Source organism: Salinicoccus jeotgali (assembly GCF_039538805.1).
Lineage (GTDB): Bacteria > Bacillota > Bacilli > Staphylococcales > Salinicoccaceae > Salinicoccus > Salinicoccus jeotgali.
Map to the genome: position 1 here is coordinate 17,974 of NZ_BAABCK010000011.1, position 21,918 is coordinate 39,891.

General features: G+C 45.1%; 27 protein-coding genes. 2 read left to right on the top strand and 25 right to left on the bottom strand.

Annotation, left to right across the window (positions count from 1 at the left end; genetic code table 11):
• Positions 1-39: 39 nt before the first annotated feature.
• Positions 40-1,524 carry a cardiolipin synthase gene (gene cls, locus ABD734_RS01135; RefSeq protein ID WP_344700778.1) on the top strand — a complete coding sequence of 495 codons (1,485 nt, stop codon included), beginning with the start codon at positions 40-42 and terminating at the stop codon, positions 1,522-1,524.
• A 53-nt stretch (positions 1,525-1,577) separates the two neighbouring features.
• On the opposite strand, the gene yidC is transcribed toward cls, so the two are convergent.
• From yidC to ABD734_RS01150, 3 genes are all read right to left on the bottom strand, one after another.
• A complete protein-coding gene (yidC, locus tag ABD734_RS01140; protein WP_344700779.1) occupies positions 1,578-2,447 on the bottom strand; it encodes a membrane protein insertase YidC in 870 nt (289 codons plus the stop codon).
• 182 nt (positions 2,448-2,629) lie between these two features.
• Positions 2,630-3,502, bottom strand: a complete 873-nt coding sequence (locus tag ABD734_RS01145; protein ID WP_344700780.1) for a LysM peptidoglycan-binding domain-containing protein — start codon at positions 3,500-3,502, stop codon at positions 2,630-2,632.
• A gap of 434 nt (positions 3,503-3,936) precedes the next feature.
• Positions 3,937-4,509, bottom strand: coding sequence for a single-stranded DNA-binding protein (locus ABD734_RS01150; RefSeq protein WP_344700781.1), 573 nt, complete (start codon positions 4,507-4,509; stop codon positions 3,937-3,939).
• Between the two features lie 190 nt (positions 4,510-4,699).
• Here ABD734_RS01150 and ABD734_RS01155 point away from each other — a divergent pair, with 190 nt between their 5' ends.
• Complete coding sequence (locus tag ABD734_RS01155; RefSeq protein ID WP_344700782.1) at positions 4,700-5,125, top strand: YwpF family protein; 426 nt, start codon at positions 4,700-4,702, stop codon at positions 5,123-5,125.
• Here ABD734_RS01155 and fabZ read toward each other — a convergent pair.
• The 22 genes from fabZ to prfA all read right to left on the bottom strand — a co-directional run bounded on the left by fabZ (position 5,122) and on the right by prfA (position 21,890).
• Positions 5,122-5,565, bottom strand: a complete 444-nt coding sequence (gene fabZ / locus ABD734_RS01160) for a 3-hydroxyacyl-ACP dehydratase FabZ (protein WP_344700783.1) — start codon at positions 5,563-5,565, stop codon at positions 5,122-5,124. The genes ABD734_RS01155 and fabZ overlap by 4 nt on opposite strands.
• A gap of 4 nt (positions 5,566-5,569) precedes the next feature.
• Positions 5,570-5,758 carry a DNA-directed RNA polymerase subunit beta gene (locus ABD734_RS01165; protein WP_344700784.1) on the bottom strand — a complete coding sequence of 63 codons (189 nt, stop codon included), beginning with the start codon at positions 5,756-5,758 and terminating at the stop codon, positions 5,570-5,572.
• Positions 5,759-5,770: 12 nt separating this feature from the next.
• Entirely contained in the window at positions 5,771-7,060 is a 1,290-nt protein-coding gene (gene murA / locus ABD734_RS01170; RefSeq protein ID WP_344700785.1) for a UDP-N-acetylglucosamine 1-carboxyvinyltransferase, read from the bottom strand.
• 89 nt (positions 7,061-7,149) lie between these two features.
• Positions 7,150-7,377, bottom strand: a complete 228-nt coding sequence (locus ABD734_RS01175; RefSeq protein WP_344700786.1) for a DUF1146 family protein — start codon at positions 7,375-7,377, stop codon at positions 7,150-7,152.
• A gap of 47 nt (positions 7,378-7,424) precedes the next feature.
• Positions 7,425-7,832 carry a F0F1 ATP synthase subunit epsilon gene (locus ABD734_RS01180; protein ID WP_344700787.1) on the bottom strand — a complete coding sequence of 136 codons (408 nt, stop codon included), beginning with the start codon at positions 7,830-7,832 and terminating at the stop codon, positions 7,425-7,427.
• A gap of 18 nt (positions 7,833-7,850) precedes the next feature.
• Entirely contained in the window at positions 7,851-9,263 is a 1,413-nt protein-coding gene (atpD, locus tag ABD734_RS01185) for a F0F1 ATP synthase subunit beta (protein WP_344700788.1), read from the bottom strand.
• A 22-nt stretch (positions 9,264-9,285) separates the two neighbouring features.
• Entirely contained in the window at positions 9,286-10,164 is an 879-nt protein-coding gene (gene atpG / locus ABD734_RS01190; RefSeq protein ID WP_344700789.1) for an ATP synthase F1 subunit gamma, read from the bottom strand.
• A 32-nt stretch (positions 10,165-10,196) separates the two neighbouring features.
• Positions 10,197-11,705: a F0F1 ATP synthase subunit alpha gene (gene atpA / locus ABD734_RS01195; RefSeq protein ID WP_344700790.1), complete on the bottom strand. Its 1,509-nt coding sequence runs from the start codon at positions 11,703-11,705 to the stop codon at positions 10,197-10,199.
• Positions 11,706-11,722: 17 nt separating this feature from the next.
• Positions 11,723-12,265, bottom strand: a complete 543-nt coding sequence (atpH, locus tag ABD734_RS01200) for an ATP synthase F1 subunit delta (RefSeq protein WP_344700791.1) — start codon at positions 12,263-12,265, stop codon at positions 11,723-11,725.
• Entirely contained in the window at positions 12,265-12,780 is a 516-nt protein-coding gene (locus ABD734_RS01205) for a F0F1 ATP synthase subunit B (protein WP_344700792.1), read from the bottom strand. Before ABD734_RS01205 ends, atpH begins: the two co-directional genes overlap by 1 nt.
• A gap of 98 nt (positions 12,781-12,878) precedes the next feature.
• The gene (gene atpE, locus ABD734_RS01210) at positions 12,879-13,094 is read right to left on the bottom strand and encodes a F0F1 ATP synthase subunit C (protein ID WP_031545243.1); all 216 of its coding nucleotides are present in this window, start codon (positions 13,092-13,094) and stop codon (positions 12,879-12,881) included.
• Positions 13,095-13,147: 53 nt separating this feature from the next.
• Positions 13,148-13,882, bottom strand: a complete 735-nt coding sequence (gene atpB / locus ABD734_RS01215) for a F0F1 ATP synthase subunit A (RefSeq protein WP_344700793.1) — start codon at positions 13,880-13,882, stop codon at positions 13,148-13,150.
• A 13-nt stretch (positions 13,883-13,895) separates the two neighbouring features.
• The gene (locus tag ABD734_RS01220; RefSeq protein WP_344700794.1) at positions 13,896-14,249 is read right to left on the bottom strand and encodes an ATP synthase subunit I; all 354 of its coding nucleotides are present in this window, start codon (positions 14,247-14,249) and stop codon (positions 13,896-13,898) included.
• 150 nt (positions 14,250-14,399) lie between these two features.
• The gene (gene wecB / locus ABD734_RS01225; RefSeq protein ID WP_344700795.1) at positions 14,400-15,533 is read right to left on the bottom strand and encodes a non-hydrolyzing UDP-N-acetylglucosamine 2-epimerase; all 1,134 of its coding nucleotides are present in this window, start codon (positions 15,531-15,533) and stop codon (positions 14,400-14,402) included.
• Positions 15,534-15,560: 27 nt separating this feature from the next.
• Positions 15,561-16,190, bottom strand: a complete 630-nt coding sequence (upp, locus tag ABD734_RS01230) for a uracil phosphoribosyltransferase (protein WP_344700796.1) — start codon at positions 16,188-16,190, stop codon at positions 15,561-15,563.
• Positions 16,191-16,249: 59 nt separating this feature from the next.
• On the bottom strand, positions 16,250-17,485 hold the full coding sequence (gene glyA / locus ABD734_RS01235) for a serine hydroxymethyltransferase (protein ID WP_344700797.1): 1,236 nt from the start codon (positions 17,483-17,485) through the stop codon (positions 16,250-16,252).
• A 23-nt stretch (positions 17,486-17,508) separates the two neighbouring features.
• Positions 17,509-18,054 carry a TIGR01440 family protein gene (locus ABD734_RS01240; protein ID WP_344700798.1) on the bottom strand — a complete coding sequence of 182 codons (546 nt, stop codon included), beginning with the start codon at positions 18,052-18,054 and terminating at the stop codon, positions 17,509-17,511.
• Complete coding sequence (rpiB, locus tag ABD734_RS01245; RefSeq protein ID WP_344700799.1) at positions 18,023-18,451, bottom strand: ribose 5-phosphate isomerase B; 429 nt, start codon at positions 18,449-18,451, stop codon at positions 18,023-18,025. Before rpiB ends, ABD734_RS01240 begins: the two co-directional genes overlap by 32 nt.
• Before the next feature lie 63 nt (positions 18,452-18,514).
• A complete protein-coding gene (locus tag ABD734_RS01250) occupies positions 18,515-18,928 on the bottom strand; it encodes an arsenate reductase/protein-tyrosine-phosphatase family protein (RefSeq protein WP_344700800.1) in 414 nt (137 codons plus the stop codon).
• Complete coding sequence (locus tag ABD734_RS01255; protein WP_344700801.1) at positions 18,925-19,971, bottom strand: L-threonylcarbamoyladenylate synthase; 1,047 nt, start codon at positions 19,969-19,971, stop codon at positions 18,925-18,927. The genes ABD734_RS01250 and ABD734_RS01255 overlap by 4 nt, the downstream gene beginning before the upstream one ends.
• 1 nt (position 19,972) lies before the next feature.
• Entirely contained in the window at positions 19,973-20,824 is an 852-nt protein-coding gene (gene prmC / locus ABD734_RS01260; RefSeq protein ID WP_344700802.1) for a peptide chain release factor N(5)-glutamine methyltransferase, read from the bottom strand.
• A complete protein-coding gene (gene prfA, locus ABD734_RS01265) occupies positions 20,811-21,890 on the bottom strand; it encodes a peptide chain release factor 1 (protein ID WP_344700803.1) in 1,080 nt (359 codons plus the stop codon). Before prfA ends, prmC begins: the two co-directional genes overlap by 14 nt.
• Between the last annotated feature and the right edge of the window lie 28 nt (positions 21,891-21,918).

Genomic DNA, 21,918 nt, shown 5'->3' on the forward strand with positions numbered 1-21,918 from the left:
TAATCTTGGTTTATAATAGAATACAAGTGAGGTGAAAATATGGAATTAGCTATATTTGAATTCCTATCCAGCGCAAAAGTGTTGAGTACCATCACCCTTATCATAATTGGAATCAACCTCCTTTTTGCCATAGGGCTGATATTTTTGGAACGGCGCAGCGCGCAGAGCATATGGGCTTGGCTTATGGTCCTTTTCTTTCTGCCGATCATCGGCTTCATATTTTATATCCTTTTCGGCCGCCAAATATACAACCAGAAGTTATTCCAGATCAATGAAGCAGACAAAGTGGGTCTTGAGCACCTGGTTGATGAGCAGCTCAGTGATCTACAGAACAACCGTATGTCTTTCGCAAACGACGTCACGAACCGTCATAGGAAAATAATCCATATGCTGCTCGATAATAATCAATCTTTTATGACCATCAACAACAAGATAGATATTTTCACAGACGGTAATGAAAAATTCGAGAAGCTGCTCGAAGATATCTACAACGCTCGAGACCACATCCATTTCCAATACTACATTTTGAAATTGGATGGCATCGGCCAAAGATTACATAAGGCATTGCTTGCAAAGCAACGAGAGGGAGTCTCTGTCAGAATTCTCTACGACGATATAGGTTCCAGAACACTCCGGTTGAGCAACTTTAAAGAATTGAAAGCAGCCGGTGGTCTGGTCGAAGCCTTCTTCCCAAGCATGCTCCGCCTCATAAATCCAAGGATGAATAACCGTAACCATCGTAAAATTGTGGTAATAGATGGCACCCTCGGATATGTAGGCGGCTTCAACGTAGGCGATGAATACATTGGTTTGAATAAAAAATTCGGCTATTGGCGCGATACCCACCTGAGGATTGAAGGGAACGCCGTTAAATCCCTCCAGTTGCGCTTTATGTTGGACTGGAATTCACATGATAAACGCAATAATATGTTCAGGGAAAATCGCTACTTCCCTGAAGTGAACCACTACTATGGCAACACGCCTATGCAAGTGGCTTCAAGTGGTCCTGATGAGAGATGGCAGCAGATCAAATATGGCTATATGAAAATGATCTACAGCGCAAAGAAGTCCATCTATATCCAGACGCCTTATTTCATCCCAGACCAATCCTTCTTGGAGGCAGTCAAAATCGCTATATTGAGCGGAGTCGAGGTACATCTGATGATTCCCAACAAGCCGGATCATCCTTTCGTGTACTGGGGCACCTACTCCAATGCAGGTGCGATAGCACGGATGGGGGCCCACGTCCATATCTACGAGAAAGGTTTCCTCCATCAAAAAGTGATGATGGTCGATGATGAAGTGTTGAGTGTCGGGACGACAAACGTCGACTCCAGAAGCTTCTTTTTGAACTTCGAAGTCAATGCTTTCATATACGATAAAAATGAAGCAACCAAATACCGTCTCATCTATGAAGCGGATATTGAGGCCTGTTCTCTGCTTACCGTTGAAAGATACGACTCCAGAAATAAATGGATCCGTATAAAGGAAGGTATTGCGAACCTCATTTCGCCCATCCTTTAATATCCAAATAAAAAGGCATGATATCTCTTGGATATCATGCCTTTTTCACTGCATTATTTTTTCTTTTTACGTTTTTTCTTCGGCATTACTTTAGCACTCTTCAAGCGTTGCTCTTTTTCTGCCTGTTCCCGTTCATGTGCTTCTATGATAGGTGCCATTTCTTCAGCCACTTTCTTTTTATAGAAGGTATTACCTGCCCAAGTCTGGAATATCAGGAAAAGACCGCCGACTGCCCAGTAGAGTGGAAGGGCTGAAGGTGAAATCAAGGAAATCCAGATGATCATAATTGGAGAGATGTACATGAATAGCTGCATCTGCTTGCGCTGTTCTGGAGATACAAACTGCATGGAAACGAATGCCTGTCCTGCATAGACGATTCCGGCAATGGCCACCATGAACAAATCCTGCTCAGTCAAATTCATCCAAAGGAAGGACGGGTACTCAGTAATTCCACCTTCAGAAGGGAATTTGAGGGAGAAATATAGCGCCATGACGATAGGCATCTGGATCAACATAGGTAAGCAACCCATGTTGAGCGGGTTGATGCCGTGTTTCTTGTAAAGTCCCATCATCTCCTGCTGCGCTTCCATCTTCTCTTCCTGAGTTGTTGCAACTTTGACTTTCTTTTGAATCTCTTCCATTTCAGGTTTAACGATTTTCATCTTCTCGCGCATCATCATCTGATTTTTATATGTACGCATCATGAATGGGAAAATTGCTAAGCGGACGATTAGGGTAACGGCTATAATAGCCAATCCATAGTTATTGTTCAGGTTTTCACCGAGCCAATGAACAAGACTATCCATCGGACGGACGAAAGTATTAAAGAAAAAACCATTTCTATTTTCTTCCTGGGAATAGTCACAGCCGGAGAGCACAAGCACCAGACCGATCATTAGCGGGAAGAGCCATTTTTTACTCATTTCTTCACCTCATAATTTGTCTCACATAAAAGAAATTGTAACATAAAAGAATGTCTAAAAAAACATATTATAAAATCTTACACATCCATTAGTGACAATTTAATGATACTTCTATCTATATTCTGAGTTTCCAATGAAAAACAGACCTAGCAATTGCTAGGTCTGGTTAGGAAGGTTCATTCCTAGAGTCTTGAGCCACATACAGGCCAAGGCTGGGATCCTCTTTGATCATATAGGATTTGAGCTCTTTTGGTTTGTTCTGCTGCCGATGCATTGGATGGCAGACCGCTTCCGCCTACAGACTGCCAAGTGCGGACATCGAATTGGTAAAGACCATGATAAAGGCCATTTGCGCTTACGATGCCTGGAGCGCCGCCAGATTCACACTGCGCTAATGCTCCCCAGTTCTGTGAACTTGAATTATTGGAAGTAGACACATTTTGTGTTTTAGCTTGTTGACGCTCTTCGGCTGTTGCTTGTGCTGCCGCACGCTCTTCAGCTGCTGCTTGCTCTGCTGCACGCTCTTCAGCTGCTGCCTGTTCTGCTGCACGCTCTTCGGCTGCTGCTTGTTCTGCCGCACGCTCTTCGGCTGAAACATTCGGCTGAACTTCTTCAACCGGCTGAACTTGAGCAGGTGTTTCTTCAACTGCTGGTGCTTGTGCAGGCGCTTGAGATATAGTCTCTCCAGAGACTGATAATGTTTTACCAGCAATGATGAGGTCTGATGACAGGTTGTTCCATGTCTTCAAGTCTGAAACGGAAACATCAAATTTTTGCGCAATCTCAAAAAGAGTATCTCCTGATTTTATTTTATAAACTCCTGCTTCTTTATCTCCTGAATCATTTGCTTTTGCAATTTCAAGCTCTTGGCCTGGGAAGATAAGGTTGGAAGTCAAATTATTGGTTGATTTAATCGCATCGACCGTTGTACTGCTCTGATGCGCGATTTCGGAAAGAGTATCTCCTTTATCTACTGTATGAGTTGCTGCTTCTGCACTGTAAGCGAGTGTGCCGGATACAGCAACTGCTGCACCGATAGATAGTACTTTCTTCATAATTAGTATACCCTCCGTATTCCCTTAAGCGGAATAATGTTTTCTTATTAGCTGAATAGTACTATATCAGATTTAAACATTTCTTAGGTTACAAGAATATAAAGAAAAGCATTTTTCATTACAGTTAGATTACAATATTATTTCTTGTTAAAAGATCTTTTTCTACAAATAGTGTATTTATAACTCCCTTGGGTTCACAGCTTATTGACCGAATAGGTAAATTCTTTTGTAAAATATGACGTTATTACCATTAAATTATCAATGGATTATATTTTTTATGGATGTCTGATTAATCTGTCATCAGTAATAAAATTCATTTATCCTCTAAAAGTTTTCATATAAAATACCCTGTCTAAGTCCGATCGCAGTAGTCGGCCTTGAGCAGGGTACGGTGAGTAGTGTGAGTGTAGATAGTGTGAATCGATTGGACCTGTTCAGATAAAGGCTTTTTCCTTCTTTTCATCTGAATCTTCGTTTGGCACAGGCTGCAATGTATTACTCTCATTCTTATGTTCGTTCAAAACTTTTTCCAAAGACTCCAGGTGGCGGTCCTTCAAAAGTGCCTTACCTGAATCATCGGAGCTTTCTAATGTATGGACTGTCCTTTCACCGATGTAGTCCCACTGGTCATAATGCTTTACTGCCTCCCTTATCATACGTGAAGGATTCATGATGTCTTTTTGTCGGCTCATCTTATCTGGAATATGTTTGATGCTTTCAGCCCATATTTCCATTCGATATTCTTTTTCACCTTCTTGAGTTGTATGGACCGTGGTGGCGACCTGACCACTGACGCACAGGATATCGCCTTCAGCAGCTTCTGTGAGTACCTTAGGTAGTGCTTTTCCAAAGGCTTTGCAGTAGATGAAATGTACTTCCTTGGATTTTCTTTCATCTTTGGGCACTCTGACGGTTGCAATGATGAATGAATTGATGCTGCCATTCACCGTTTTCTGCAACGTCACATTACGCACCAACTCCCCCACCAGCAAGACTTTGTTCATCATTAGTTCACCTCCTTCCTGTTCCAAAGATAAACTTAAAGTAAATATTCTGCAAAAGGCTGCAATTTGATTTTACAACCATTTCCTTTACAATTAGAATGAATATGATAATGATAAATAAATATTGAAGCGCATGATGATGCGATTTCAAAAAAATTGCATCCACGATTCATATATGAAGGGAAGGACTGGGATGAAGTCTTTTAAAGTAGTTGAATTGAAGCTGGAGCATGAGGAGAATTATATAATACTGGATATCATCGATGGCATCATAATCAATAAGGAAAAGGGAGAAGCTCCTTGGTTGATCGAGATTTCCACTTCTCCCGATTTTAAGGATATTCTTCAAGAGATGATTGGAACGGAAGTTGAAATTCTTGTTACGATTACGAGACATTCCAACGAACCGGCCAGATTCAGAGGAACGTTCAATGAAATGAATGAGTTGAATCAGGCACTATCCTTAATATTCAATGGCAAGATAATCGTACAAGGACCAACATATGCTGAAGATGTACTCACCCATCTGTTGAGTGAAGGGTATGAAGAGGAGACGTTGCTCCATGAGTTTAAATCCATCATGGAGTCTAAAAAAGAAATAAAAACATCCGATGATTAATCATCGGATGTTTTTTTGTCTTGTATGGCAAAGGTAATTTCACATTTACAGGCAATCTCCCCGTCAACTGTAGCCACTGCTTCCCCTTTGCCGATAGGACCCTTTATTTTTGTTATTTCAACTGTCAGTTCCAGAGTATCCCCAGGCCTGACCTGTTTTTTGAACCTACATTTATCTATGCCTGCAAAAAAGGCAAGCTTTCCTTGGAACTGTTCCTCCTGTAGGAGCGCGACTGCACCTACTTGAGCCAATGATTCAACAATCAGGACACCCGGCATCACAGCGTACTCAGGAAAATGCCCTTGAAAGAATGGCTCATTACCGGACACTTGTTTGATGCCCGTACACTTTGCACCTGGTTCTACTTCAGTGACTTTATCTATCAGCAGAAAAGGTGGGCGGTGCGGAATTATCGCCTTTATCTGGTCATAACTCAACATTGTATCATTCCTTAGTCATATTGATGATGTGTTCCCATGTTTCCAGACGAAATACTTCCATCGGATTATTCAATATACCATATCCGATCATAAGGCCCACAAAGAACACGATAATTGCCACATATACATAAAGCAGTATTCTGACAATCAACGGAAATCTGCGATGGACCAGTTTTCTTGATTCTTCGGCCATAACACTACCTCTTTATTTAGAAGTTATCACACTTTTTGTGTGTTGCTCATCTGTTCGCTCTATATCGGCTCCAAGTTTCTGTAACTTGCCATGGAAATCTACGTAGCCACGGTCCAGATGATTCAATTCAGTAACTTCAGTATACCCTTCTGCTACTAAACCTGCAAGAATCAATGCAGCTGCAGCCCTGAGATCAGTCGCTTTTACACGACCCCCGGTAAGTTTGCCGCCACCTTTGATGAATGCATGATTTTCTTCTACTTCTATATCTGCATCCATTTTTCTGAACTCATTGACGTGCATGAAACGATTCTCGAATATCGTCTCAGTTATGACGCTTGTGCCGTTGATGGTCGTAAGCAATGCCATCATCTGGCTTTGCATGTCTGTTGGAAAACCAGGATGGGGCATCGTCTTAACCCGGATGGGCTTGAGGTTCTCGGCTGGGATGACTTTGACACCATCCCCCGTAGCCTCTATACGTACACCTATTTCTTCAAGCTTGGAAATCAATGCACTCAAATGTTCGGGTACAACGTTTTTCAGTGTGATCTCACTGCGTGTTATTGCACCTGCAATCATAAAAGTGCCTGCTTCAATCCTGTCAGGTATGACGGTGTGATCTACTCCCTTTAGTGATTCGACACCTTCAATTTTAATGTGGGCAGTGCCTGCACCTTTTACATTACCACCCATTTCATTGATATAATTGGCCAAATCTTCAATTTCAGGTTCTTGGGCCGCATTTTCAAGCTCAGTAGTCCCCTCAGCCAGGCTTGCAGCCATTATAAGGTTCTGGGTTGCACCGACGCTTGGAAAATCCAAGTGAATTTTGGCACCTTTCAGACGGCCATCGACATGTCCTTCGAAACTACCATCTACAGTGCGGAAAGTGGTCCCCATCTTCTCGAGACCTTTGATATGCTGCTCCACTGGTCTTGAACCAATGGCACACCCTCCTGGCATTGCTACATTACAATACCCGTAACGTGCAAGTAGGGGACCCATAACAAGCATGCTCGCGCGCATTCTGCTTACGAGGTCGAAAGGTGCATCGCATGAAAGCTCTGCGCTGGCATCCACCGAAACGGTCCCTTCTTCCATTTCCACTTCAGCCCCCAAGTGGCGAAGCAAGGCGGCTAAAGTTCCGACATCGGATAAATCCGGAACATTATGTAGCCTCGATACGCCTTCTTCTGCTAATAAAGAAGCAGTCAAGACCGGCAGTACAGCATTTTTGGAACCTTCAATTTCAACAGAACCTGAAAGTTTTTTCCCACCTTTTACTATTATAGAATCCATTTTATTCACTCCATATTTTACTTACCATTTAATACTTCGTATACTATTCACTATTTTAGAGATGTATAAACACGTTTGCAAATTAAATGTCAAAACAACAGCGCTGCTTCTTGGATCAGTCTGAAGAAGTCCATTATAAAGTTGCTCAAGCCACTTCCTAAAAGAACTGCCAATAATATAAAGAACAATCTTATTCGGCCTGTCTCCGCTTTTTTGAACCACCCATCTATGTTCAGAGCGCCAAGTACCCAAAAGGCAAAGATTACGCACAACAAGTGCAATATGATATGCATGAATGCTAACTGGGAAAACAACATTATAATCACCCTTAAAAAAAGCCCGGGCCAGAGCCCGGGCAGAATCCTTACTTATGTTTTGATACATCCAATCGATTGATTGCGCGATTCAACGCAAGTTCAGCACGATATCTATCGACTTTTTCATCCTGTGACTGCTGAAGGAGTGCTTCGGCACGATCTCTTGCAGCGACCGCACGGTCTGTATCGATGTCTTGAGCAAACTCACCCGCCTGCACAAGAACCGTCACTTTTTCAGAACGGATTTCTACAAAACCTTCCGTTACAGCCATATATTCATACTGGCCGCCTATCTTCGCACGCAGACTGCCAATCTTGAGTGCAGCAACCGTCGGGACGTGGCCGGCCATGACACCGAGCTCACCCTGTTTAGTCTGGAGTATAATGATGTCACAGTCTTCTTCACTGAAAACCGAGCCGTTTGGTGTAACTACATCCAGTGCAATTGTACTCATTTGCTAACCCTCCCGATTTTAGACTTCTACACCCATCTCGCGTGCTTTATCCAGCACATCGGAAATGCCGCCGACAAGACGGAATGCATCTTCCGGGATATGGTCGTATTTTCCTTCAAGTATTTCCTTGAAGTCGTTGACTGTCTGTTCTACAGGCACGTATGAACCTTTTTGGCCTGTAAACTGTTCTGCTACGTGGAAGTTCTGGGATAGGAAGAACTGGATCCGACGTGCACGGGAAACAGTAAGCTTATCTTCCTCGGAAAGCTCATCCATACCTAGAATCGCAATGATATCCTGAAGTTCGCGGTATTTTTGGATGGTTGCCTGAACATCACGGGCCACTTCATAGTGTTCTTCTCCAACTACTGCTGGCGTCAACGCACGGGAAGTGGATGCCAGCGGGTCAACCGCCGGATAGATACCCATCTCAGAAAGCTTACGCTCAAGGTTCGTAGTCGCATCCAAGTGCGCGAATGTTTGAGCTGGTGCTGGGTCAGTATAGTCATCCGCAGGTACGAATACTGCTTGGATGGATGTAACCGATCCTACATTTGTAGAAGTGATGCGTTCCTGCAATTGTCCCATTTCAGTTGCCAATGTTGGCTGATAACCAACCGCTGAAGGCATACGTCCGAGCAAAGCAGATACTTCAGAGCCCGCTTGAGTAAAGCGGAAGATGTTGTCGATGAAGAGCAGTACATCCTGACCTTCCTCATCACGGAAGTATTCTGCCATGGTAAGACCCGACAAGGCCACACGCATACGCGCACCTGGCGGTTCGTTCATCTGGCCAAACACCATCGCAGTTTTCGCGATAACACCGGAGTCGCTCATTTCATAATAAAGGTCATTACCTTCACGTGTCCGCTCTCCAACTCCTGCGAACACAGAGATACCTCCGTGTTCCTGGGCAATATTGTTGATCAGTTCCTGGATTAGGACAGTCTTACCAACTCCTGCTCCTCCAAACAGTCCAATCTTACCGCCTTTAGTATAAGGAGCCAGTAAATCTACTACCTTTATGCCTGTTTCAAGTATTTCGACATTGGTCGAAAGGTTCTCAAATTTTGGAGCTTGACGGTGTATCGGATCCCTTCTTTCAGAAGCTGGTACAGCTTCTCCAAGGTCGATATGCTCCCCAAGCACGTTGAATACCCTGCCCAGTGTCAGCTGGCCGACAGGTACTGTGATGGGACTGCCTGTATCTTTAACTTCAGTTCCACGCTGCAGTCCATCTGTGGAACTCATCGCAATCGTTCTGACAACGTTGTCTCCGAGATGGAGGGCAACTTCCAGGGCGATCGTTTCTTCTTCATTTCCTTTTTCATGAGTGATGTACAATGCGTTATTCAATTCCGGCAATTCGCCCTCATTGAAACGCACATCAACCACAGGTCCCATGACTTGAACCACTTGACCTAAAGTCATTCGATTTCCTCCTAGTCTTTCTTTATTCAAGTGCTGATGCACCACCGACTATTTCTGTGATTTCTTGAGTGATCGCAGCCTGTCTGGCACGGTTATACTGCAATGACAGATCGTCAACCAGTTCCTTCGCATTATCCGTTGCAGCCTTCATCGCTGTCATACGCGCAGCATGTTCACTCGCTTTTGCATCGAGGAGTGCGCCGTAAACCAGACTTTCTGCATATTGTGGCAGAATCGTCTCCAGTATGGACTCCTTATCCGGTTCAAATTCGTATGTTGAGAGGTTGGAAGCCTGTGTTTCATTCGCGGTAACCGCACTCTCGGACAAAGGCAACAGTTGTCTTGTGTTGACCTTCTGCTCAAGCACATTAATGAATTTGTTATAGATGATATAGAGTTCATCAACGTCTTCATTCGCGAATTGTGCAACCGATTGTTGCGCAATTTCTTTGACACTGCTGAAGTCAGGCTGATCCTCAAGCCCAATGCGGTGATTTGTAATGCTGTAGCCCTGATTCTCAAGGAATTCGTAGCCCATTCTTCCAATTACGAAGAGATCATAGGATTCCGGGTTGTCATTATGACGCTCGCTGATCAGCCTAGTGATTTCTTTCATGATGTTCGCATTATATGGACCCGCAAGACCACTGTCTGACGTAATGATGACATAGCCGGTACGCTTGACCGGACGCTCCCTGAGCATAGGGTGGGAACTTGTATTGTCGCCTGAAGCAATGGCCTGGACAGCATCCTGTATCTTATCCATATAAGGCTGGAACCTCTTCGTGTTCTCCTCGGCCCGCCTCAATTTCGAGTTGGACACCATGTGCATGGCGCTAGTGATCTGGCTCATCTTTTTAGTTGATCCTATACGACCTTTTATTTCTCTTAGTGAAGCCATGAATTCACCACCTTATTCTATATTCACAATTCTTAATTGGAAGAGTTGAACAGCTTTTTGAAGCTGTTGATTGCTGTTTTATATGCTTCATCATCCGGAAGCTGTTTTGTCTCTTTTATGCCTTTTAGCAACTCCGGCTCATTTGAATCGAGCCAGTTGAGGAACTCGTCTTCAAACCTTGTAATATCTTCAACAGGAATCTCATCCAGATGGCCGTTGACAAGTGCGTATAGTATCGCAACTTGACGCTCTACAGGCAATGGATTGTTTTCACCCTGTTTGAGTACTTCGACGGTACGTTTACCACGTTCGAGTTTTGCAGCAGTCGCTTCGTCAAGGTCGGAACCGAATTGAGCAAATGCTTCCAGTTCACGGAATGCAGCGAGGTCGAGCCTCAATGTACCCGCTACCTTCTTCATTGCTTTGATCTGTGCAGAACCACCAACACGGGACACTGATAGACCGGCGTTGATAGCTGGTCTTACACCTGAGAAGAAGAGGTCTGACTGCAGGAAGATCTGTCCATCTGTAATGGATATAACGTTCGTAGGGACAAACGCACTGATATCCCCTGCTTGCGTCTCGATGAACGGCAATGCCGTAATCGATCCGCCACCCAATTCATCGTTGAGTTTCGCCGCACGTTCGAGCAGACGACTGTGCAGATAGAATACGTCACCTGGGTAAGCTTCACGGCCTGGTGGACGTTTCAGAAGCAATGACAGTTCACGGTAAGCCGCCGCCTGTTTAGTCAGATCATCATATACGATGAGGACGTGCTTGCCGTTAAACATGAACTCTTCCGCCATGGATACACCAGCATATGGCGCAATATAAAGAAGCGGAGCTGGCATGGAGGCACCAGCCGTTACTACGATCGTATAGTCGAGGGCACCGTTTTGACGGAGCGTTTCGACAGTAGACCTTACTGTAGATTCCTTTTGGCCGATTGCTACATATACACAAATCATGTCCTGATCCTTTTGGTTCAGGATTGTGTCGATCGCCACGGTAGTTTTACCTGTCTGACGGTCACCGATAATCAGCTCACGCTGGCCACGGCCAATCGGGACAAGTGCATCAATCGCTTTAATTCCCGTCTGTAGGGGTTCGTCGACTGACTTACGCGCCATGACGCCTGTAGCTGGACTTTCAATCGGTCTAGTCTTAGTTGCGCCGATTGGTCCTTTTCCATCTATAGCCTGGCCAAGTGGATTAACCACCCGTCCGATAAGTTCTTCACCTACAGGGACTTCCATGATGCGACCTGTGCGCTTCACTTCGTCGCCTTCTTTGATATCGTCGTATGGTCCGAGGATTACGATACCGATATTGTTTTCTTCAAGGTTCTGGGCAAGCCCCAGAACACCACTTGGAAATTCAAGCAGTTCTCCAGCCATTGCATCGTTAAGACCATGAGCAAGTGCGATACCGTCACCAACTTGGATGACTGTACCAACGTCTGTTACTTTCATATCTGCTTCATAGTTTTCGATCTGACTTTTCAGGAGAGCGCTTATTTCATCAGCTTTAATTGCCATCAATTGTCACTCCTTAATTAGCTATTAGTACTTTCTCTTAATTTGCTTCTCAAATCCGACAGTTTAGTATTCAATGAGCCATCATATACTTTTGTTCCGATGAACACACGGATTCCGCCGACCAGCTCTTCATTGACTTTATTTTCGATCAGCAGTTTAGAAAGGCCTGTTCTTTTGACAAAGACTTTCCCTATGCTTTCTATCTCTTCTGAAGAGAGTTCGTAGACGGACTCGATCACAACATTCTCTTGATTATGATGACGATTATATCTATCGATGAAGGAGTTGTAGACCGATGTCACTTCAGTTAATTTATTGCGATCTGACAGAATGAGCAGTGCGTTGCGCAAAGGTTCGACAATATCATTGAATGCTTCTTTAAGGACTTCTCTTTTCTTATTCATTGGGATGCGCGGATTTTCCGCGAACTTCGTGAACAGAGGAGTGTTCTTGAAAGCTTTCATCACTTCGTCAAAATCTCTGCGGGCTGCTTCAAGCTGTCCTGATTCTTCGACTGCATTGAACAGCGCCTCAGAGTATTTCTGTGCTGAGCTGGACATTATTTACCCCCTGCTTCCTGAAGGTATCTTTCAACCAGATCTTTTTGATCATCTTGATTGATTTCTTTAGCAATCATCTTCTCTGCAATCAGGACGGAAATTTCGCCGACCTGATCATTGATGTCGCGGATTGCTTTTTCTTTTTCTCTCTCAATATCCGCCTTAGCTGTCTCCATCATCTGATTCGCACGCGTATTCGCATCGTGGATAATTGCTTCCTGCTCTTTTTTGGCCTGGTTTTTAGCATTATCCATCATTGCTGAAATCTCAGTCTGTGTCTCTCTGAGCACAGCTTCATTTTCTTCTTTGAGTTTGACAGCATCCATTCTGCGCTGTTCAGCCTCATCTATCTCCGAATGGATCAGCTGCTCCCGTTCATCCATCACTTTCTTCAACGGCTTCCAGACAAAGTATGAAAGTGCGCCAAGAAGTACGAGGAAAGTTACAAGCTGTACCAAACTGCTCCCAATTGCTGATGGGATCGTCTCCGTAGCCCCTAAAATAAGAAATTCCACTTATGTACACTCCTTTCGCGAGAGTTTCAATCTATTTTACAATCTACATAATAAGACGGCGAAATCTTAAAAGAAGACTTCGCCAGATGTAACGGTTCTTAGAACATGAACATGAGCATGAATGAGATAACAATTGCGATGATCGGAACGGCCTCAACAACACCGATACCGATGAACATGATTGTCATGAGTGGGCCACGGGCTTCCGGCTGGCGGGAGACCCCTTCAACTGTTTTAGAAACGATAAGGCCGATACCGATACTTGCGCCAAGTGCTGCAAGACCAGCAGCGATACCTACTGCGAGTAGATTCATCATAAGAAATAGTTCCTCCTAAAATATTTTGAAAGTAAAATTTAATTTTTATATTAATGATCCTCGTTCACCTTATGGGAAAGATAGACCATTGATAACATAACGAATATAAATGCCTGGATTGCACCAATGTAGATTGAGAATCCTTGCCAGATCATCATTGGAATGAATCCGCCGATGAATCCTATAGCGCCTGAAGTCATTACCATGACTAGGAGTGCAAGCAATATTTCACCTGCATAGATGTTACCGTAAAGACGCAAGCCAAGTGTCAGATTGTATGTGAATTCTTCGATGAATTTAAACGGTGCCATGAACCACACCGGTTCTACGTAAGATTTGATGTATGCTTTCGTGCCACGCATCTTTATACCGTAGTAATGCGTCATGACTATCATCACACTAGCCAAAGTCAAAGTTACTGCTGGATCCGCAGTCGGTGACTTCCACCACAGTGTCTGATCGGCATCCGGCGCAACAAAGGCAAAAGGCAACCCAACCATATTTGATACAAATATGTATAAAATCAATGTCAGGGCAAGGAAGTGGAATCTTCCTCCTTGTTTCCAGGCCATGTTGCCCGAGATGATACCTTTAACGAAGTTCATCAGTACTTCCATAAGTACCTGACTCTTTCCAGTCGGTCTCACTGCCAGATTTCTCGTCATAAAGAAAGCGATTAGAAATACAATGAGCGATGAAATTACTATCATCAATACTGTAGACAGGTTGAATATAATTGGAAGACCCAAAACATCTATAGTCCATATTGGATTTCCGTGCTCCATTTTTTCACCTCTTTCACTCCGTCAATTCTTTAACAGTACGAAACAGGATCATGACATAGCTGAGCATGAGCCCCGACCCTATACCGAAAATGCTGAATATATCCGGGAAACGCACCCAGAATAAGCATGTAACAATTACAATGGCAAGTCTTGCCGCCGTCCCAGTCCTGATTTTTCCATCTACTGCCCCATAAGCCCTATCAAGGTTGTAATACCAATTGAACAACATCAATATGGACGCAAGGGTGCCTAGGGCGAACCCTGCTGCAAAAGTTGATGATGTAAACAGGTAGATGAGTAAGCTAATGACAAGGGGGAAAAGCAGAAACCTTAAAAAGTGGTGGGAAAATCGTCTCAGAAATGGCAATTTAACACTGTCTCCTAGTGTATTATACGGCTTTCGTTGTAAACCGTTACATTACTCTTGTAATGATATAGGAGTGCTTTTTTTATGTCAATATTATGGACATATTAATTTAATTTCAGTTTGATTCTGACATATTATAGACATAATTGGTCATGCTTTGAAACTTTCTGGTTTTTCATTGAGGATGCCGTAGTAGTACTTGATGTTTTCGCAGATCCTTAAAGAAGCCCGACCGTCCCCATATGGATTGTTGGCCTGAGCCATCTTTTTGTATACTTCCTCATCCGTGAGAAGCTCATTCACCAGTCTGTAGACGTCTTCCTTTTCTGTACCCGCCAGCTTTAGAGTCCCTGCTTCTATGCCTTCGGGACGCTCTGTGGTATCACGCAACACCAACACTGGTTTTTGTAGTGATGGCGCTTCTTCCTGGACGCCTCCGGAATCCGTCAGTATAATATGACTGTTTGCTGCAAAGTTATGGAAATCGACCACGTCCAGCGGTTCAATCAGTTCAATCCGGTCATGGCCTGAGAGGTGCTTATCTGCTATGGCCCTCACCTTAGGATTTTTGTGCATTGGATACACCACTGTAACATCTGCGAACGTCTCTACGATGTCCCTGACTGCACTGAAGATATTCTCCATCGGTGTACCGATGTTTTCTCTCCTATGCGCAGTGAGCAGGATGACCTTTTTGTCTTTGTGCTTGCTGATGATGTCGCTCTGGTATGAGGTGTCAACTGTCGTCCTCAGTGCATCTATAGCGGTATTGCCAGTGACTGAAATCGTTTCTGGTTTTTTATTTTCCTCAAGCAGATTGTTTCTTGATGTTTCTGTCGGTGAAAAATGCAGGTCTGCAAGGGCACCTGTCATCTGTCGATTCATTTCTTCCGGGAAAGGCGAATATTTATTGTGGGTCCTGAGGCCCGCTTCAACGTGCCCAATATCCACCTTACTGTAGAACGCAGCCAAACTTCCTGCGAATGTCGTCGTCGTATCCCCATGAATGAGCATCATATCTGGTTCCGCTTCTTTAATGATTGACTCAAGCCCTGTAATGACACGACCTGTCACCTCAGAGAGTGTCTGCCCCTGTTTCATGATATTCAAATCATAGTCAGGTGTAATGCCGAAGATCGACAGTACCTGATCGAGCATTTCCCTGTGCTGTGCCGTAACGACGACTATCGGTTCCAGTTCGGGATCGTCTTTAAGCGCCAATACAAGAGGTGCCATCTTGATTGCTTCCGGCCGCGTGCCGAAAACCGTCATAATTTTTTTCATGTTCTTTCTCCTCATGATCTATTTTCTCTATTTTGTGCCGAACAAACGGTCACCGGCATCTCCGAGCCCCGGTACGATGTAGCTTGCATCATTGAGCTTTTCATCAAGTGCTGCAATGTAGATGTCCACATCCGGATGTGCTTCTCTCAAAACGTCCACACCTTCAGGAGCCGCCACCAGGCAGATGAACCGAATTTTAGTCGCCCCGCGCTTTTTAACAGCTGTAATCGCTTCAACTGCAGAAGCCCCTGTTGCGAGCATTGGATCGATTACGAAGATATCACGTTCTTCAATGTCACCAGGGAATTTCGCATAATATTCTATCGCCTCCAACGTCTCCGGATCCCGGTATAGGCCAACATGGCCCACCCTCGCAGATGGAATCAGTTTCAATATCCCCTGCTGCATTCCAAGACCTGCGCGGAGAATTGGTACAATACCAAGTTTTTTACCACTCAACCGCTTCTCTGTAGTCCGTGTGACAGGCGTTTCCACTTCAACATCTTGAAGGGAAAGGTCCCGGGTCACTTCATATGCCATCAGCATACCGACCTCATCCACCAGTTCCCTGAACTCTTTAGTGGATGTGTTTTTATCTCTGATGTATCCCATCTTATGCTGGATTAATGGATGTTCCATTACTTGTACTTTAGACATATTTTTCCTCCTTTTTTCCCAATTGTGCCGGAGCAATGTTTTGCTCCGGCAGTTCGAATTTACTTATGCAGTGGGAAACCATCAGTAAGTCCAGTCACTCTTTCCCTGAGTTCCTCGAACTGCTGACCTTCTTTGACCGCTGTCAAAGCTTCTACGATGATATCCGCCACTTTTTCCATTTCCGCTTCCTTGAACCCGCGCGTCGTCATAGCTGGTGTACCCAGACGGATGCCGCTTGTAACGAACGGGGACTCCTCATCGAACGGAATGGTGTTCTTATTGCATGTGATGCCGATCTCATCAAGTGCTTCTTCTGCTTGCTTACCAGTAAGACCAAAGCTTTTGACATCGACAAGCACAAGGTGATTATCCGTTTTGCCGCCAACGATGCGCAATCCGCCATCAGCCAGTCTGGCAGCCAGAGCTTTTGCGTTTTTCAGCACCTGATCTTGATATTCCTTGAAACCAGGATTCAACGCCTCACCAAAAGCTACTGCCTTAGCAGCGATGATGTGCATGAGTGGCCCTCCCTGGATGCCTGGGAAAATCAATTTATCAACTTTTTTGGCATGTTCGCTTGTAGTGAGTATGAGGCCACCACGCGGCCCTCTCAATGTCTTATGGGTCGTCGAAGTGACAAAATCAGCATATGGTACCGGGTTTTGATGGAGTCCAGCTGCGACAAGCCCGGCGATATGTGCCATATCGACCATCAGATAAGCACCTACTTCGTCAGCTATCTCACGGAATTTCTTGAAGTCTATCTCTTGTGCATAGGCACTCGCCCCAGCCACAATCATTTTAGGCTTATGTTCTCTGGCTTTTTCCAGTACTTCATCGTAATCCAAGACTTCTCCATCTTTTACCACACCGTACTCCTCAAAGTTGAAGAGCTTACCACTGAAGTTCACAGGACTGCCGTGCGTAAGGTGACCACCATGATTCAAGTTCATGCCAAGCACAGTATCCCCTGGTTTTAGAACAGACATATAGACAGCCATGTTCGCTTGTGAACCTGAGTGGGGCTGTACGTTTGCATGCTCGGCACCAAACAGTTCCTTCGCACGTTCACGAGCCAGATCTTCTACGATATCCACATATTCACACCCGCCATAATATCGCTTGTGGGGGTAGCCTTCTGCATATTTATTGGTGAGTATTGAACCTTGTGCTTCCATTACCGCTTCTGACACAAAATTCTCAGAGGCAATCAGTTCAATATTATTTTTTTGACGGTTATGCTCATCTTCCATTGCTTCAAAAAGTTTAAGATCTTGAGACTCGATAAGTGACATGTTCTCTCTCCTTAATAATTAGGTTAATAGTGCGCGCGTGGACCTCCAATAAGCTTAGGTCTTGAGTAGGCGATTGTGACGTTAGCCTGTCCTATCGTCTTTTGTTCCACCCTGAGTGGAACGGCTACAGGCTTGATATGCATTCCAATCAGGGTCTGGCCGATATCAATGCCCCGATCTGCTGCCACATGTTCAGTAACCGCTGGGGAGTCGAAGTGATGGTAGGCATATTCACTCAGACTGCCTCCTGCCGAGCGGTGAGGCACGACACTGACAGCCGGGTAACGTCTATTTTCGGCGACGTGCCTTTCCATCGTAATTGCACGGTTGATGTGTTCGCAGCCCTGGAACATAAGGTTGACATTGTGCTGTCCAGCCTTTTCGCTGAACACATCAAATATCAACGCAGCCACTTCCTCTGAGCTATTTTCTCCGATGCGGTGACCCATCACTTCTGATGTTGAACAGCCAATCAGCACATCTTCTCCTGCTCTGAAAAAGTCTACAGCTTCAAGTTGTGAAACCAATGCGTCCAGGTCATTCTTCAATCTTGCAAACTCTTCGTTCATGTCTACCTCCTTCATATTCTGTCGCCAGCCAGACATCTACAATATCATCTGCAAGGCCGGGACCGATGACTCGTTCTCCCATCGCCAGAATATTGGAATTGTTATGGGCTCGGGTGGCACGTGCGGAAAATGTGTCGTGGACCAGAGCACAGCGAATACCTTTGACTTTGTTCGCACTAATGCTCATGCCGATACCAGTTCCGCAGATCAGTATGCCCCGGTCATATTCACCAGCAGCCACTTTCTCTGCAACAGGTCGTGCAAAGTCCGGATAGTCCACAGAAGCGTCGGAATCGGGACCGAAATCCGAAAAATCAACGTTTTTTTCACGAAGTTTCGCAACAATTGACTGTTTCAGATTGAAACCGCCATGGTCTGAAGCAATAATAACTTTCATATACGGTTCACCTCGTTTACATTATATAATAAAAGCTTACAGAGAAAAGGCTTCATAAGCAAATCACAAGTCAAATTCATCAATGAATTTTTTAAGTTGTACAAAAGTCTCCTCATAATCATCCATCGTACCGCCGTAAGGGTCCATGACGTCTTCAATCCCTTCCCCAGCATATTCGCTCATCATCCGCACATCTGCTTCTGGAAATTGTTTTTCCACTATATCTTTATGGCTGGCTGTCATAACAAGTAACAATGAATCGGCAGTATCTGCCGCCATCAATTGACTGGGTGCAGATGGCCGCTCCAGGTTTTCACGGTCGATGATTGCTGCTGAGCGATCATTGATGTCTGTAGCACCAGCCATCAATCCCCTCGATTCAAAAACAATATCCTTGTCCTTGAATCTGGCCTTTGCATAACTTTCTGCCAGCGGACTCCTGCAAGTGTTGCCAGTGCAGACGAAAATTATCCTCATGACGATTCTCCCTTGATTATTTCATTGCCGGTCGCTTTATAAATGCGGTTCATCAACGCTTCTGTTTCAGCATTTTTCGGGAATCCTTGAATATATATGATATCCACCTCGGATTTGTCCATCTTCCTTAATGCTGCGTACAAATTGCGTGCCGCTTCCCGATAGGCCTGCTCTGTGGAACATAGACTGATGAACTGCGCCCCTTCGGGCACATATTCCCTCGTTGTTTCTGGCGCAATGACACCCATTTTTTGGCCTTCTTCAACCTGTAGATGTGTATTGTTGCGAAGACCCCCCTCGATGACCACAAGCGGCTGGTGAGGAGCGTAGTGTTTATACTTCATGCCTGGTGCAATCGGTTGGTTGTCGGCAGATTCATGCCTTCCGACAACTTCTTCCAAAACATCTTCCAAGTCTTCCCGTGTGATGCTCCCCGGCCGCGCGATGCGATAAGGGAACCTTGTGCAATCGAGCACTGTACTTTCCAATCCATAGGTTGCCGGTTCACTTGCGACTACTCCGTAGACTTTGCCGTTCAAGTCGTCTATAACATGACTGTAATCTGTAGGGGAAGGTTTTCCGCTTAAGTTCGCACTCGGCGCGGCCAAAGGAAAACCGACTTCACGAAGCAGTGCGCGACCGACCGGATGACTTGGCATCCTGACTGCCACCGAGTCCAGTTCTGCCACCGCATTGCTTGCAAGCATATTCCCCTTCAGCGGCAGAATGAAGGAAATCGGCCCTGGCCAAAAATGTTCCATCAATGTTTCTACTTTGACATCGAGCGGCTCAGTGAATTCGGATAATTGTGCCACATCATATATATGTACTATAAGAGGATTGTCACCAGGCCGGTTTTTGGCTGCAAATATCTTCTGTATCGCCTCAGGATTTCGTGCATCGCCCGCCAGACCATAGACTGTTTCTGTGGGAATGCCGATCACTTCCCCATATTCGAAGGCGGTCTTTATTTCATCCATCTTTTCAGAAGTTTCAATTGTATCCAGTTGACCCGTTTCAACTTCCCATATTTTTGTGTCCATACTACCCCTCCCATCTGAAGTGAAGTATTCTGTCGTTTCCGTTTATATCTTTTAGAATTTCAGGTTGCGTACCCGGCCAACATTCCGTTACATAGCGACTCAAAGCTTCAGCCTGCTTCCAGCCAATCTCGAAATAGACGCGCCCGCCCTGTTTCAAAACATTGGCCAGCTGCCTGATCATTTTTTTATACAGCCCGAGTCCGGCCTCCTCTGCATAGAGTGCCAGTTCCGGTTCGTGCAGAATTACTGAGTCGTCCATATATCTTTGCTCTGATCGACTGATGTACGGGGGGTTTGAGACGATGGCATCCACTTTGATATCGCCTTCGATGAGTGGAACAAAGAGGTCTCCTGACAACATCTGCGGACTAACCCCGTGCCTTTTGGCATTCTCTGCAGCTACATGCAGGGCTTCAACCGATAGATCAGTTAAAATCACTTCATTCTTTTTCCAAACCTTGCCCAAAGTGATTCCGATTGCGCCTGTGCCCGAACCGATGTCCACTATCGTGCGCCCATCATCCTTCTCTTTTTCGAGCACCAGTGCCACAAGCTCTTCGGTTTCATTGCGCGGTATCAGCGTATGGGCATTCACTTTGAACGCCTCGCCGTAAAACCACGCCACGCCCGAAACATATTGGTAGGGTTCCCCTTGCTCCACCCTCTCCAACGCTCGCTGATATAATTCCCGCGCTGCATCCGGCACTTCAAGATGGCCATTCACAAGTCGACTCGTTGTGTCCATCGCAAGCAAATCTTCCAGCAGGAGAACGGCTATGCGTGGTTCTTTCCCATGCGCGATAAGAGAAGCTTCTGCTTCCCTCACCATATCCCGATAGCTATAGGGAGGCATTGTTCAATTCTTCCAGTTTGCTCGTCTGCTCTTCGATTGTCAGCGCTTCAATGATTTCATCCAGCTTACCTTCTATGATCTGGTCAAGCTTCTGGATAGTCAGTCCTATTCTGTGGTCTGTGACCCTGTTTTGCGGATAGTTGTATGTGCGTATCCTTTCAGAACGGTCCCCGGTACCGACTGCGCTTTTTCGTTTTTCAGCATACTCTGCTTCCGCTTCGCGCTGCATCATGTCGTATACACGTGCTTTGAGGACTTTCATGGCGCGTTCACGGTTTTTGATCTGTGATTTTTCGTCTTGGGAAGTCACTACCGTTCCTGTAGGAAGGTGGGTGATCCGCACTGCTGAGTCGGTTGTATTGACGTGCTGTCCCCCTGCACCACTTGAACGATAAGTATCTATTTTCAAATCTTCGTTGCGGATATCTATTTCGACATCCTCCACTTCCGGTAATACAGCAACAGTCGCGGTGGAGGTGTGGATTCTGCCACCAGATTCAGTCTCAGGCACCCGCTGGACACGATGTGCGCCATTTTCGAACTTGAGTTTTGAAAATGCTGCATCTCCCTGGATCATGAAGCTGATCTCCTTGTATCCTCCGTGATCACTGGCATTCGCCTCAACGACCTCTATCTTCCAGTTGTTTTCTTCTGCATAGCGCGAATACATCCTGAATAGGTTGCCTGCAAAAATCTGCGCTTCGTCTCCTCCTGCTGCACCCCTTATCTCGATGATGACGTTCTTGTCGTCATTTGGATCTTTTGGAATAAGGAGCAACTTCAATCTGTCTTCGAGTTCAGGTATCTTCTTCTCCGAATCCGAAATCTCTTCTTTAAGCATTTCGAGCATTTCCTTGTCATCCGTCTCCTGCATCATCATCCGCGATTCTTCAATAGTCTCCTTATGTTGCTTATATTCCCTGAATGCTTCGACGGTTTTCTGCAGATCGCTCTGCTCCTTCGAATACTCTCTCAGCTTATCTGAATCACTGACCACTTCCGGGTCGCTCAACAGTTCATTCAGCATCTCATAACGATTTTCAATTATTTCAAGTTGATCGAACATATATTTTCACCTTTTCGTCTCTTTAATC

Excerpts from the sequence above, each read along its gene's own strand:
- cls (WP_344700778.1), top strand. The coding sequence starts at position 40 with ATGGAATTAGCTATATTTGAATTCCTATCCAGCGCAAAAGTGTTGAGT.
- yidC (WP_344700779.1), bottom strand. The coding sequence starts at position 2,447 with ATGAGTAAAAAATGGCTCTTCCCGCTAATGATCGGTCTGGTGCTTGTG.
- ABD734_RS01145 (WP_344700780.1), bottom strand. The coding sequence starts at position 3,502 with ATGAAGAAAGTACTATCTATCGGTGCAGCAGTTGCTGTATCCGGCACA.
- ABD734_RS01150 (WP_344700781.1), bottom strand. The coding sequence starts at position 4,509 with ATGATGAACAAAGTCTTGCTGGTGGGGGAGTTGGTGCGTAATGTGACG.
- ABD734_RS01155 (WP_344700782.1), top strand. The coding sequence starts at position 4,700 with ATGAAGTCTTTTAAAGTAGTTGAATTGAAGCTGGAGCATGAGGAGAAT.
- fabZ (WP_344700783.1), bottom strand. The coding sequence starts at position 5,565 with ATGTTGAGTTATGACCAGATAAAGGCGATAATTCCGCACCGCCCACCT.
- ABD734_RS01165 (WP_344700784.1), bottom strand. The coding sequence starts at position 5,758 with ATGGCCGAAGAATCAAGAAAACTGGTCCATCGCAGATTTCCGTTGATT.
- murA (WP_344700785.1), bottom strand. The coding sequence starts at position 7,060 with ATGGATTCTATAATAGTAAAAGGTGGGAAAAAACTTTCAGGTTCTGTT.
- ABD734_RS01175 (WP_344700786.1), bottom strand. The coding sequence starts at position 7,377 with ATGTTGTTTTCCCAGTTAGCATTCATGCATATCATATTGCACTTGTTG.
- ABD734_RS01180 (WP_344700787.1), bottom strand. The coding sequence starts at position 7,832 with ATGAGTACAATTGCACTGGATGTAGTTACACCAAACGGCTCGGTTTTC.
- atpD (WP_344700788.1), bottom strand. The coding sequence starts at position 9,263 with ATGACTTTAGGTCAAGTGGTTCAAGTCATGGGACCTGTGGTTGATGTG.
- atpG (WP_344700789.1), bottom strand. The coding sequence starts at position 10,164 with ATGGCTTCACTAAGAGAAATAAAAGGTCGTATAGGATCAACTAAAAAG.
- atpA (WP_344700790.1), bottom strand. The coding sequence starts at position 11,705 with ATGGCAATTAAAGCTGATGAAATAAGCGCTCTCCTGAAAAGTCAGATC.
- atpH (WP_344700791.1), bottom strand. The coding sequence starts at position 12,265 with ATGTCCAGCTCAGCACAGAAATACTCTGAGGCGCTGTTCAATGCAGTC.
- atpE (WP_031545243.1), bottom strand. The coding sequence starts at position 13,094 with ATGAATCTACTCGCAGTAGGTATCGCTGCTGGTCTTGCAGCACTTGGC.
- atpB (WP_344700793.1), bottom strand. The coding sequence starts at position 13,882 with ATGGAGCACGGAAATCCAATATGGACTATAGATGTTTTGGGTCTTCCA.
- wecB (WP_344700795.1), bottom strand. The coding sequence starts at position 15,533 with ATGAAAAAAATTATGACGGTTTTCGGCACGCGGCCGGAAGCAATCAAG.
- upp (WP_344700796.1), bottom strand. The coding sequence starts at position 16,190 with ATGTCTAAAGTACAAGTAATGGAACATCCATTAATCCAGCATAAGATG.
- glyA (WP_344700797.1), bottom strand. The coding sequence starts at position 17,485 with ATGTCACTTATCGAGTCTCAAGATCTTAAACTTTTTGAAGCAATGGAA.
- ABD734_RS01240 (WP_344700798.1), bottom strand. The coding sequence starts at position 18,054 with ATGAACGAAGAGTTTGCAAGATTGAAGAATGACCTGGACGCATTGGTT.
- rpiB (WP_344700799.1), bottom strand. The coding sequence starts at position 18,451 with ATGAAAGTTATTATTGCTTCAGACCATGGCGGTTTCAATCTGAAACAG.
- ABD734_RS01250 (WP_344700800.1), bottom strand. The coding sequence starts at position 18,928 with ATGAGGATAATTTTCGTCTGCACTGGCAACACTTGCAGGAGTCCGCTG.
- ABD734_RS01255 (WP_344700801.1), bottom strand. The coding sequence starts at position 19,971 with ATGGACACAAAAATATGGGAAGTTGAAACGGGTCAACTGGATACAATT.
- prmC (WP_344700802.1), bottom strand. The coding sequence starts at position 20,824 with ATGCCTCCCTATAGCTATCGGGATATGGTGAGGGAAGCAGAAGCTTCT.
- prfA (WP_344700803.1), bottom strand. The coding sequence starts at position 21,890 with ATGTTCGATCAACTTGAAATAATTGAAAATCGTTATGAGATGCTGAAT.